The following is an 11,669-nucleotide window of genomic DNA, read 5'->3' as shown; positions in this document are numbered from 1 at the left end:
AGCCAGTCAGCATAGGCAGACAGCCTACTCACCCGAGGCTGAACCGGTCGTGAAGGCTTCATTCAGGTGTCGTTCAGCCTCAAAGCAGGCACAATTGCCTCGTGCGCATCCTGGTGGTCGAGGACGAAGCCGCCTTGTCTGAACAACTTGCGACCGCCCTGGCTGCGGCCGGCTATGCCGTCGATTGCGCAGCTGACGGCGAACGTGCCGACTTCCTGGGACGAACGGAGGGATACGATGCCGTGGTCCTCGACCTGGGCCTTCCAAAAATGGATGGCCTCACCGTGTTGCGCCGATGGCGCGAATCGGGCATCGCCATCCCGGTGCTGGTATTGACGGCCCGCGGCAGCTGGCACGAGAAGGTCCAGGGCATTGACGGCGGCGCCGACGACTACATGGCCAAGCCGTTCGAGATCGAAGAGGTGCTGGCGCGCTTGCGCGCGCTGATTCGCCGCGCCAGCGGGCACGTGACCCCGGAAATTCGCATCGGCCCGCTCGTGCTGGACCCTCGCGGTGCGCGCGTCACGCTCGCCGGCGCGCCGGTCAAGCTGACCAGCCACGAGTTTCGCGTCTTGTCGTACCTGATGCATCACCGCGGCCGCATCGTGTCGCAGGGCGAGCTCACCGAACACATCTACTCGCAGGGGTTCGATCGTGATTCGAACACCGTGGAGGTGTTCGTGGCGCGACTGCGCCGCAAGCTTGGCGGCACCTTCATCGAGACGGTGCGCGGCATGGGCTATCGCATCGAGGGCCGGTCGTGAAGGCGATGCTGTCGCTGCGTGCGCGCGTGTTCGCCGGCGCGCTCCTGTGGTCGGCGGGCCTGTTCCTCGGCGCCGGCCTCCTGCTGACGCATTACATGCTCTTCGCGCCGCAGGCTGCCGGCAACTTCCACAGTTTCTTTTTCCATTTCATGTGGCCGATCGCGATCACGACGGTGGTGTGCCTCGTAGTCGGGCTCTCACAGGTCCGCCGCGGGCTCGCCTCGTTCGACGAGCTGCGCGCGCGGCTGGTCGATGTGCGTGAAGGCCGCCACAATCGCCTCGAGGGCGACTATCCGGTGGAAGTGCAGCCCCTCGTCAGCGATTTGAACGGGCTGTTGAGCGATCGCGAACAGCGTGTGGCCCGGGCGCTGACCAAGGCCGGCGACCTTGCTCATGGCCTGAAGACGCCACTGACGGTGCTGAATCAGGAGGCCGAGCGGGCCAAGGCGGGCGGCCACACGGAAGTGGCGGCGGCCATCACACGGCAGGTGGACCGCATGCGCCGGCAGGTGGACTACCACCTGGCGCAGGCCCGCGCGTCGGCATCGGGCGGCAACCCGGGCGTGCGGTGCCATGTGCTCACCTCCGCCGATGGCCTGGCCCGCACCATGCACATGCTGCATGCCGAGCGCGGCGTCCGCGTGGACGTCGAGGTGTCGCACGAACACTACGTGCAGGGACAGCGCGAGGACCTCGACGAGATGCTCGGCAACCTGCTCGATAACGCCTGCAAGTGGGCGAAGTCGCGGGTGACCGTGGCCTCGGCGATCGAGCCCGGCCGCGTCGTCATATCCGTGGACGATGATGGCCCCGGTCTGGACCCGTCGCTTCGAGAGGCGGTGCTGCGCCGGGGCGTGAGGGCAGACGAGGCGGCGCCCGGCTCGGGTCTGGGCCTCGCGATCGTCCGCGATCTTGCGGAGCTATATGGTGGCTCGATCTCGCTGCACGAGTCGCCGTCGGCCGGCGTCCGCGCGCGCTTGGAGCTCCCCGGAGCCTAGCTCCTGGTCATTTTCGCGCGTCGATGGCGGGAACGTCGTACGCCAGGATCTGGGCGTCCGCCGTCACGAGCGTGTGCCCCTCGGTGAGCGCCTGCGCGATCAGCAGACGGTCGAATGGATCGCCATGATGCCGAGGCAGGGAAGCAAGGCGCAACGCGTGGGCGACAGGGTTCGGCCTTCAGCCATAGCCAGCAGTGCGTGTCGAGCAGGAGCACTACAAGCCCCACTTCTTGAGTTCCTGGTCCGATAGCGGCGCGTCAAAGTCCGGGGAGATCCAAATCTTCCCTTTCCAGTCGCCGGTGCGGAGCTTCTTCCTGGGCGCCGGCGTGAACGGCACCAGCTTGGCCACGGGCTTGACTGGCCGGCGCGCAAGGCCGCGTGCATCGATCCCGCAACGGCGTTGCGCGCCGAATAGCGACCGCTTTAGGCAACACTTCGATCTTGGTGGCGGTATGGGCGGCGTCAGGTGAGCCATTACTCACGGTGAGCCGCGGGCCTGACGTCATCTCAGGAGATCAGAAGCCCAGGAGTTCAACTCTAAGCTACTCCTGATCTCTTGATCTCCTGTTTCACTTAGGCGCCTTGCCGAACACCTCGACGATGGTGGCGGTGACGGTGCCGGTGTTCTTGAAGGTGTGCATGACGCCGCCCTTCAGGTCGACGACGTCGCCGGCCATCACCTCCACGGGTTCCTGGCCTTCGATCGTCAGGACGAGCTGGCCCGTCAGCAAGGTGAATACGTGGTAGGTGGTGTTCACGTGATTGTGCATGCGGCGGACGGCGCCCGGCTCGGCCCAATCGCGCAGGACCCGAAACTCCGGACGGTCCATCACTACCATGGATGAAATGCCGGGATCGCCGGCGACCGGTTTGCCCTTCTCGGGCCCGCCGATGGCCTGCGCATCGATTGGTCCGGCTTCCACCTCCGCCAAGGCTACGGCGGACAAGAAAGCCGGACGCCACATCAGTAGGGAGCAGAGCACAAATGCCGCGAGCAGTAGGGATCGCCTCATGCGCCCTATACTAACCGTCGCCATGGCCACGCGCGTCCTTTTCACCCTCAGTCTCTTGCTTGCGGCGACGGCGGCAACGGGCGGCCAGGCGGGGACGCCCGACATCTTCTTCAACCCGACCCGCCACGCCGTGGCCGACGCCATGCTGCAGCTGGCCGGCGTGACCGCCGGCGACGTGGTCTACGACCTGGGATCCGGCGACGGCCGCATCCCGATCATCGCGGCGCAGAAGTACGGTGCTCGCGGCATGGGCATCGAGATCAACCCGAACCTGGTTGCCCAGTCGTGGGGCAACGCCAACGACGCTAAGGTCGCCAACCGTGTCCGCTTCATCACGGGCGATCTTTTCGAGGCCGACTTGAGCGAGGCGACCGTGGTGACCGCGTACCTGTCGCCGAGCATCATGAAGCGCCTGATGCCGAAGCTGCGCGCCCTCGCGCCGGGGACGCGCATTGTCTCGCACCAGTTCGACATGCCTGGCTGGCCGTCCGACGAACGCCGCCGGGTGGATGAGGCCGAAATCCTCTTGTGGAGAGTTCAAAAATGACGTCCGCCGCGCGCACGCTCGAGATTCGAGGCACCCTCCAGGCCGATTTTGCCGATGTGCTGACGCCGGCGGCCGTGGCCGCCCTCGAGCACCTCGCCCATTTCGATCGCGATCGCAAGACGCTGATGGACGAGCGGATCGCACGCCGCCGCCAGCGCGCCCGGAACCAGCAGCGCATTGGCTTTCTGCCAGCCGGCGACCTGATCGGCCGCACCGCCATCCGCGTCAGCGACGCGCGCGAGGGCCGGTTCACCGGCAGCGAGATCCCGCCGGACCTGCAACGCCAGTGGATCCAGGGCACCGGCCCCGCTTCGCGGCCACATGCACCAGTTGAAGTCGGCCTCCGTAACGTCGCGTACGCGCTGCTGTCGGGCGCCGACGGCTGGATGTTCGACGGTGAAGACGCCCTTGGACAGGTCTCAACCATGTCGCTGGAGAATCAGCGCAACCTGAAGCTGGCAATCCACGAAGATCCGCTGTTCCTGAAGGTGGCCGAGCAGGTCGCCGCCGAGATGAACCAGTGGGCCGCGGGGTTCTTCCAGCGGCCCATCATCGACGACTGGCGCCGGCAGTTGCGCTTCACGACGAAGATCTTCCGCGCCCGCGGGCTGCACCTCGACGATCGGCAGGTCCGCCACGCCAGCGGCGAAGGGTTTTCCGCTTCGATCGTTGACGCGACGCTCTACGTGGTGAACAACCATCGCCGTCTCCGCGACGCGGGCGCATCGGTGGTGTTGTACCTGCCGAAGATCCAGACCGCCGAAGAGGCCGCCCTGTGGAGCGACCTGCTGTCGGCGCTCGAGGCCCACCTGGGTCTCGAACCCGGTGCCATCAAGGCCTATGTCCTGGTGGAGCAGATCGAGGCGTGCTTCCAGTTGATGGAGATCCGGGCCGCGCTCGGCCGGCATTTCGTCGGCTTCAACACCGGGCGCTGGGACTACATCAACAGCGTGTCCGATGCCATGGCGTGGGACGGCACCTTCATCAACCCGAACATCGACGCCATCACGATGACCTACGGCTACATGCGCCAGTACGAGGATCGCGTGCGCCGGGCCGTGAACACCCCAGACCGCGAGGGCCGCTTCGCGCTATGGCAGGGCGGCATGGAGCCGAACATCCCGGTGGGGTCTGAAGCCGGTGTTGCCGCCGGCATGAAGCGCGCGCTCGCTGGCGCCGAGCGGGAACAACGCGAGGGCGCCAGCGGCAAATGGGTCGCCCACTGGAAGATGGTCCACATCGTCCGGCCGGTCTGGGAGCAGGCCGGCGAGGCCAACCAGATGGGGCGCGCGTTTCCGCGGCTGACCTACACCGATGCCGATGCGGTGGGCCTGACGCAACTGGAGCCGGCGCCACGCACCGTGCGCGGCGCCCGCGATCTGATCAGCGTGGCCATCCAGTACGGCAACGCCTTCGGCCAGGGGCTGCAGGCCGCGGCGCTCAAGCCCGCCGACTTCTTTGGTAATGACGATGTGCTCTATCTGATGGAAGACATGGCGACGGGTGAGATCCGGCTGAGCATCCTATGGGAGTGGCTGCACAAGCAGGCCGTGCTGACCGAGGGCGAGCACGCCGGCGAGGTGTTCTCGGCCGAACTCTGCGCCCGGCTCATCGACGAGGAGTATGCGAAGCTGTTGACTGCGGCGAATCGCGACGTCCACGAGGTGTCAAAAACCACCACGCTGCCTATTGCCCGGGAGATTGTCGTGACCTACGTAATGGGCCACACCAAGCTGCCTTGGTATATCGATCTGCTCAACATCAACCTCGGCAACCACGATCTCAACGAGGCCAGACGCCGAATCAGGCTGGCCGCAGACGCCTTCGCCACCGATGGCACAAGGATCACGGCGAACCTCGACTTCTCACGAAAACCAGCCACCGATTGACACCGATTGACACCGATCTCCAGGTTCTGCCTTGACCAAGGAAATCGGTGTTTGATCTGTGCCTAATCGGTGGCCGCTTTTAATCCGTGGCCGAGAGCGCGGCAATGTCCGACTTGGCTTCGCTGCGAGCGCGCGCCACTTCACCGGCCGCGTCGAGGCCGGGTTTCGACGCGCGAATCGCCGCTTCGAGCGACTGCCCCTCGACGAGCACGCGGTGCTTGAGCAGGATGAACGGCACCTGCGTGTTGCGTGCGGCGTGGGCAATGGTCGCAAACTGCTCGGCATCCTTGAAGCCTTCAACGGCCATCGGGATCCTGGTGCCGCGGGCGAGCACGGGCTTCATGCGGTCGTGCAGCTCGGGCGCCGACACCGGAATGGTCATGACCAACTTCGGCGCGCCGGCTTTGGCGGGAGCCACCGTGGCCGGCAAAGCGCGTACCACCCGGGCGCGCCGCGGCGTGGCCTTCACCGGCTCCGGTGCCGGCGCGGCGATGGTCTCCTCAACAGCCACCGGGGCCTCGGCCATCGCGCGGCCCGATGTCATCTCCGCGCCAACCCATACGCCAAGGGCAACACCACCGATGAGTCCGAGCGCCGCGGCTGAGGTTGTACCGTTCTTCATGCCGTTGATAATCCAAGAAGCGTGCCCGTCTGTTCGTGGGCGAACGGAACGGTTTTCGCCGTGTGATCGGCGAATTTCTTACACGGTGAGGTATAAGAGGCCAGAGGACAGCCCATGCAAAAGACACTGCTCGTCGTCGTTATCGGTTTGATAGCCGGCTGTGCTTCAGAACTGGTCGCGCAGCAGCCCGCTCCGCCGCGTCCCGTGCCCACCGGCGCGTGGGCGCCCAAGCCGATCAAGACACCCGGCTATGTGCCGCCGCAGAAGCCATGGGTCAAACTCGCGGACCTGAAGGCGAAGCACAAAGGGCAAGCCGACTGGCACGAGCTGCTGGTGAATGACGGGCGGCTGACGGCCGAGTATTTCTTCGCCGCGCCGGGCACCAGGGTCAGCCAGCGATTTCATCCCGACACGCGCGAGTGGTTCGCGGTGGTTGAAGGCGAAGTGCGGGTGGAGATCGAAGGGCAGGCGCCGATTACGGCGCGCCGCGGGTCGTTGATTAACATCCCGCGCCAAACCATCTACTCGGTGGAAACCATCGGCACGACGCCGAGCCTGCGATTTGTCGTCAACGTGGCCGGCGCCAAGACGATGTATCCGCAAGAGGCCGCCCCGCCTGCGCCGGCGGCCGGCACGGCTTGGGTGCCCGTCACCATCAACCGCACACCCGGCCGGTACGACGAGTTCAACCAGCCGCACCTGAACATTCACGAGGCCGCGGCGAAAAACGAGAAATACTCCGGCGGCCGCTTCGTTCGCGATGACAAGTCGGAGATGCTCGTGCTCTACGGCCACGAGAAGAACCTGCCGCCGCCGAATCCGCTCGACAAGGGCCACTTTCACGCCGAGAGCGCGGAATTCTGGCTCGTGTTCGCCGGGCAGATCCGTTACGCATTCGAAGGGCAAGAGCCGTTCGTGGCCAGCGAGGGCGACGTAGTGTACGTGCCCGCCAGCACCTGGCATGCCACGCGCTATACCGGGCCCAACCCATCGTGCCGGCTCTCGATCACCGAGTACGTCGGCAACGCGCTGTTGCTCGAGCCTCGTCCGGTCAAATAGACGGGCGGGCTGAAGCCCGCCCCTACGGGTGGTAGAAACGCAGGGGCGCACTTTAGTGCGCCCGGAAGCGCTAGCGGTCGTTTAGCCTGATCGACCGCGCGACGCGGGTAAAGGCGGCTGAGTAGAGGTCGATCTCCCGATCCGGCGCGACCGCGAGGTGATAGAAGAGGTTCCCGTCAGCCAGCAGCGTTGTGTAGACATCCACGTGCTCGACCCCGCCAAGGACCGAGCGCCCTTCGAGCGGAGTGAGGATGGCGGCGCGGCCCGAGAGCTGCACGCTACGCTGGGAACCGGCCACCCGCATGCCCTCGTTGCCCTGAAGGAAGCCCTCCACCAGCGTTTGCGTGGCCTGCCGAAGGTCGCGCGATGACGCGCGCATGACGCCCATCTCGACGCCGTGGGTCATGGTCTCCTGTCCGTTAGCCTGGCCGTAGCCGTTCTGCGGCACGTACTTCACAGAGCTTTCTGACGCGAGCGCCGTCCAGTTGCTGGGGATGCTGACCTGGAATAGCTGCCCGCCCTTCACTGTGCGGTACTGCGCTGAGGGTCGCGGCACGGGATCGCCGACCCGTCCTACTGATACCGGCGCGCGGTTACCCTCGCCGCTCTTGGCGTTCCTCTCGACCTCGGCCATCGTGCGCGCCGGGCCGAGCGAAGTCAGGCGCGAACGGGTGCGTGCGAAGCCGCTGTCGTCGGGCCGCGGTGCCACGCGCAACTGATTCGCTTCCTGCGTGATGTACTGCGTGCGGTTGCCGGGATTGGGGTGGCTGCTGAGCCACTGGGGCGGGGCGCCGTTGCCCTGCTTGGCAATGGTCTCGAACATCCGCGCCAGTTCACGCGGGTCATAGCCGGCGCGTGCCATGATCTGCGCACCGAGCAGGTCGGCCTGCTTCTCGTAGTCGCGGCTGTATTTCATCATCCAGGTGCCGAGGCCAAACTGCGAGCCCTGGGCGATGACCTGTCCGAGGCCGCCGCCGACCACCGCGCCGGCAATGGCGCCGGCGAGCGCGCCAATCTGGAAGCCCTGCGCCTTGGTGGCGTTGGCCGTGCCGTGGCGCAGCAGCACGTGTGCCAGCTCGTGCGCCATCACGCCGGCGACTTCGCCTTCGCCGCCCGCTGCCTCGATCATGCCGCGGTTGACGAACATGGGGCCGCCGGGCAACGCGAACGCGTTGATGTCCTTGAGGTTCACCGGCGTGAACGAGTAATCGAACTGCGGCTTGTTGAGGTCGGCGGGCGCCGCGCTCACCAGCCGGTCGCCGAGCCGTTCGAGGTAGCCCTCGATCTGATCGTCGGTGATGATCGGGTACTCCCTGCGGACCTCCGCGGAGGCTTCCCGGCCAATCTGCACGTCCTGCTCGACCGTAAACTTGTTCTTCGGTGGGGTCACCTTCGTCTGGGCCACCACGGTGGTAGCGACCAGGGTGAACACCAATGCCAGCCGGCTGTGCAGTTTCATCTCGATGCTCCTCACGCGAAACTGTTTCAAGAATCGCGCCGTCGGCCAACGTCCCCTTTGAGTCTTTTATATCCAAAACCAGATGATTTCGGCAGCAAACTGCCCAGAATCGGTAACACGGCAGAGCTGGGCAAGGGTTTCCAGGGGTTTCGATGGGCACGACACTTGCTCTCTCCACACCCGTGAGCGCAATTGTCGCGCTCGGGGAGTGAAAGATGAAAATTGGAATTGGTGTGATCGCCGCGGTGCTTCTGACCGCCAGCGTCACCGCAGCGCAAACCGGCACCGACATGGCAGCCCTCGAACGCAAGGTTCAGGACGCCCAGTCGGCGCTCGCCCGCGTCGAACTCACGGGCAACTACCGTGAGCTGAAAGACCTCGAAGACGACCTGGCCTACCTGCGCGTCAAGGCGCGCCGGGGCGAAACCGTGACCGCCCGTGAACGCCGCGACCTGAGCGATCGACTCGATCGTTACATCGCGCGCGTCGGCGGCACCTCGAACAACAACAACAACTACGATTCGCGTGACAATCGCGATCGCAACAACCGGCAGAACAACAATCAGCAGGGCAACAACCGCCAGAACAACAACCAGCAGAGCAACCAGGCGGCCCGCACCATCCCGGCCGGCAGTGAGCTCGACGTGCGCTTGAGCACCGCCCTCACGTCCGACACCGCCAAGGTCGAGGATGCGGTCGAGGCGACCACGGTCGTCGACCTGTATCGCGGCGAAGACCTGATCGTTCCGGCGGGCTCGCGTCTGACCGGGTACGTCTCATCCGTCGAGCGCGCCAGCCGCACCGATCGCCAGGGCAAACTGACGATTCAATTCACCCGGCTGATTGTGAACGGCCGTACGAATGACGCTCGTGCGCACGTGACCGAGGCGCTTGAAAGCGACGGCCTCAAGGGTGAGCTTCCTCGCATTGGCGCCGGCGCCGGCGTGGGCGCCATCATCGGCGGCATTCTCGGCGGCACCAAGGGTGCCATCGCCGGCATCCTGATCGGCGGCGGCGGCGTGGTCGCGGCCACCGAAGGTAAGGACGTGCACCTGCCCGAGGGCACCGTGCTGCGCGTGCGCTTTGACGATGCGGTTCAGCTGGCCCGTTAGAACCAGGAGCGTGGACCGGGGTATACCCGGCCACGCACACCGGCCTGTCCAGCTAACTCCCTGAGGTAAGATCGCCTTCTTGGGGAGACCAACATGAAGCTCAGAGTGATCGCGGCCGCCTTGACCCTTGCAGTGGGCGGCGCCGCCAGCAGTGCAACCGCACAGGGCGTGGACCCGCGTCCGGCCAATAATCCCGAACAGAAACCCGCCAGCGCCGGACAAACCGATGCGCCCGAGACCAAGTCCGGCGTCGCGTTCGACGTGGTGACGGTGGCCGAGGGGCTGGTCAACCCGTGGAGTCTGGCGTTCCTGCCGGGTGGCAAGATGCTCGTGACCGAGCGGCCGGGGCGCCTGCGCGTACTCGGCGCAGACGGCACGCTGTCAGCGCCAGTCGCCGGCCTGCCGGGGGTTGACGCGCGCGGCCAGGGTGGCCTGCTCGACGTGGTGCTCGACCCCGCGTTCGCCAAGAACAACCTCATCTACTGGAGCTACGCCGAGCCGAAAGAAGGCCAGGCCGGCTTCAACAACACCGCTGTTGCCCGCGGCAAGTTCGTGGACGACCCGGCGGCGCCGCGGGTGGACGAGATGCAGGTGATTTATCACCAGCGCCCCTCGTTCAACTCGCCGCTGCATTTCGGCAGCCGCCTGGTGTTCGGCCGTGACGGCACCTTGTTTGTCACCCAGGGCGACCGGTCGAACATTCCGGGTCGCATGCAGTCGCAGAACCTGGATAGCGGCATTGGCAAAATCGTCCGCATCAACACCGACGGTTCGATTCCAAAGGACAACCCGTTCGTCGGCAAGGAAGGCGCGTTGCCGGAGATCTGGTCGATTGGTCACCGCAACATCCAATCGGCGGCGCTGCACCCCACCACCGGCGAGTTGTGGGAAGTCGAGCACGGCACCCGCGGCGGCGACGAGCTCAACATCGCGCGCAAGGGCAAAGACTACGGCTGGCCGACGATTGCCTATGGCATCGAGTATCGCGGCGGCGCCATCACCGGCGGCATCACGCAGCAAGCCGGCATGGAGCAGCCCGCGTACTACTGGGATCCCGTGATCGGCCCGAGCGGCATGGCGTTCTACACCGGCAGCCTGTTTCCGGCGTGGAAGGGCAACCTGTTCGTCGGCGGCCACGCCACCAACGACCTGGTGCGCCTGGTCCTGGACGGCGAGAAGGTGGTGGGAGAAGAGCGGCTGCTGAAGGATCTGCAGCCAAAGCCCGAACGGATTCGCGACGTGCGCGTCGGTCCCGACGGCGCCATCTACGTCGTCACCGACAGCTCCACCGCGCGCATTCTCAAGTTGGTTCCGAAATAAGAAACAGGAGTTCAGGAGGTCAGGAGAATTACTTTCTTCGGGCCTCTTCGTCTCCCGTTATTTCTTGCCGCCCGTGTCGACCTTGCCCTTGAGGGTGGCGCCCTCTTCCATCACGAACGTCGGCGCGTTCACGTCGCCCTCGATCGACGCCGTCGACTTCAGCTCGACCCGCGCGGCACCCACGACATTCCCGACCACCGAGCCGCTGACAGTGACCACCTTGGCGGCCAGGTCGGCCACCACCGTCGCGCCGGGACCAATCGTCAGGCTGTGATCCCCCAACTCGATGGTGCCTTGCACCTGGCCGTCGATCACCAGATCTTCGGTCGAAACCACATCTCCCCGAACCAGGATCGATCCGCTGATCCAGGACGCTCGCCGCCGTTCTTCCATCAACGCCTCCGGTCTGATGGTACGTCAAGCGCCGGCCTGGCGGACGAAAGCTTCGATCTGGTCGGCGCCCATCGCGCCGGCCGTGCGGGCCGCTTCGCGGCCGTGCGCGAACACCGCCAGGGTCGGAATGGACTTGATGCCCAGGCGCGCGGCCACGTCCTGCAAGTTGTCGATGTTCACCTTCACGACCACCAGCCGGCCGGCGTTGCGCCGGGCCACTTCCTCAATCTGCGGGGCGACCGTGTGGCACGGCCCGCACCACGGCGCCCAGAAGTCGACCAGCACCGGCAGCGGCGATTGCTGCACCACCGCATCAAATGCGGCGGTCGCATCCGCCCCGACCGGGGCCGCCGCCGCCGGCAACCCGGCATGGCACTGCGCGCACCGGGCCGGGTGGTCCAGACGGGCGAACGCCGTCCGGTTCTGCTTCCCGCACGACGGGCAGGCGGCGATCACGCCGCGGTCATCCATTCGCAAGGCGCTCATACCTGGA

General features: G+C 65.9%; 14 protein-coding genes. 7 read left to right on the top strand and 7 right to left on the bottom strand.

The annotated features are described in order from the left end of the window. Positions 1–101: 101 nt before the first annotated feature. Positions 102–764: a response regulator transcription factor gene (locus Q8T13_07595; GenBank protein MDP3717611.1), complete on the top strand. Its 663-nt coding sequence runs from the start codon at positions 102–104 to the stop codon at positions 762–764. 5 nt (positions 765–769) lie between these two features. Next, positions 770–1,762, top strand: a complete 993-nt coding sequence (locus tag Q8T13_07590; protein ID MDP3717610.1) for a HAMP domain-containing sensor histidine kinase — start codon at positions 770–772, stop codon at positions 1,760–1,762. A gap of 7 nt (positions 1,763–1,769) precedes the next feature. On the opposite strand, the gene Q8T13_07585 is transcribed toward Q8T13_07590, so the two are convergent. The 3 genes from Q8T13_07585 to Q8T13_07575 form a co-directional block, all read right to left on the bottom strand. Then, the gene (locus Q8T13_07585) at positions 1,770–1,916 is read right to left on the bottom strand and encodes a hypothetical protein (protein ID MDP3717609.1); all 147 of its coding nucleotides are present in this window, start codon (positions 1,914–1,916) and stop codon (positions 1,770–1,772) included. A 60-nt stretch (positions 1,917–1,976) separates the two neighbouring features. Continuing rightward, entirely contained in the window at positions 1,977–2,111 is a 135-nt protein-coding gene (locus tag Q8T13_07580) for a hypothetical protein (protein ID MDP3717608.1), read from the bottom strand. A 220-nt stretch (positions 2,112–2,331) separates the two neighbouring features. Next, complete coding sequence (locus Q8T13_07575; GenBank protein ID MDP3717607.1) at positions 2,332–2,685, bottom strand: cupin domain-containing protein; 354 nt, start codon at positions 2,683–2,685, stop codon at positions 2,332–2,334. A gap of 112 nt (positions 2,686–2,797) precedes the next feature. On the opposite strand from Q8T13_07575, the gene Q8T13_07570 reads away from it, so the two are divergent. Both Q8T13_07570 and Q8T13_07565 read left to right on the top strand, forming a co-directional pair. Then, positions 2,798–3,322, top strand: coding sequence for a methyltransferase domain-containing protein (locus Q8T13_07570; protein MDP3717606.1), 525 nt, complete (start codon positions 2,798–2,800; stop codon positions 3,320–3,322). Then, complete coding sequence (locus Q8T13_07565) at positions 3,319–5,211, top strand: malate synthase (protein MDP3717605.1); 1,893 nt, start codon at positions 3,319–3,321, stop codon at positions 5,209–5,211. The genes Q8T13_07570 and Q8T13_07565 overlap by 4 nt, the downstream gene beginning before the upstream one ends. A 79-nt stretch (positions 5,212–5,290) precedes the next feature. On the opposite strand, the gene Q8T13_07560 is transcribed toward Q8T13_07565, so the two are convergent. Then, entirely contained in the window at positions 5,291–5,833 is a 543-nt protein-coding gene (locus Q8T13_07560; protein ID MDP3717604.1) for a hypothetical protein, read from the bottom strand. 114 nt (positions 5,834–5,947) lie between these two features. Between Q8T13_07560 and Q8T13_07555 the strand changes: the two genes are divergently transcribed. Next, entirely contained in the window at positions 5,948–6,892 is a 945-nt protein-coding gene (locus Q8T13_07555; protein ID MDP3717603.1) for a cupin domain-containing protein, read from the top strand. A gap of 70 nt (positions 6,893–6,962) precedes the next feature. Here the strand turns inward: Q8T13_07555 and Q8T13_07550 are convergent, their stop codons facing one another. Then, entirely contained in the window at positions 6,963–8,351 is a 1,389-nt protein-coding gene (locus tag Q8T13_07550) for a M48 family metallopeptidase (protein ID MDP3717602.1), read from the bottom strand. Positions 8,352–8,566: 215 nt separating this feature from the next. Between Q8T13_07550 and Q8T13_07545 the strand changes: the two genes are divergently transcribed. Together Q8T13_07545 and Q8T13_07540 are read left to right on the top strand one after the other, a co-directional pair. Continuing rightward, entirely contained in the window at positions 8,567–9,463 is an 897-nt protein-coding gene (locus tag Q8T13_07545; GenBank protein MDP3717601.1) for a hypothetical protein, read from the top strand. 93 nt (positions 9,464–9,556) lie between these two features. Then, the gene (locus Q8T13_07540) at positions 9,557–10,783 is read left to right on the top strand and encodes a PQQ-dependent sugar dehydrogenase (GenBank protein MDP3717600.1); all 1,227 of its coding nucleotides are present in this window, start codon (positions 9,557–9,559) and stop codon (positions 10,781–10,783) included. A 57-nt stretch (positions 10,784–10,840) separates the two neighbouring features. Here the strand turns inward: Q8T13_07540 and Q8T13_07535 are convergent, their stop codons facing one another. Together Q8T13_07535 and trxA are read right to left on the bottom strand one after the other, a co-directional pair. Continuing rightward, positions 10,841–11,176: a polymer-forming cytoskeletal protein gene (locus tag Q8T13_07535; protein ID MDP3717599.1), complete on the bottom strand. Its 336-nt coding sequence runs from the start codon at positions 11,174–11,176 to the stop codon at positions 10,841–10,843. A 24-nt stretch (positions 11,177–11,200) separates the two neighbouring features. Then, entirely contained in the window at positions 11,201–11,662 is a 462-nt protein-coding gene (trxA, locus tag Q8T13_07530) for a thioredoxin (protein MDP3717598.1), read from the bottom strand. Positions 11,663–11,669 lie beyond the last annotated feature (7 nt).

This window comes from Acidobacteriota bacterium (assembly GCA_030697165.1).
GTDB lineage: Bacteria > Acidobacteriota > Vicinamibacteria > Vicinamibacterales > UBA2999 > 12-FULL-67-14b.
This window is presented reverse-complemented; position numbering and strand designations above follow the sequence as displayed.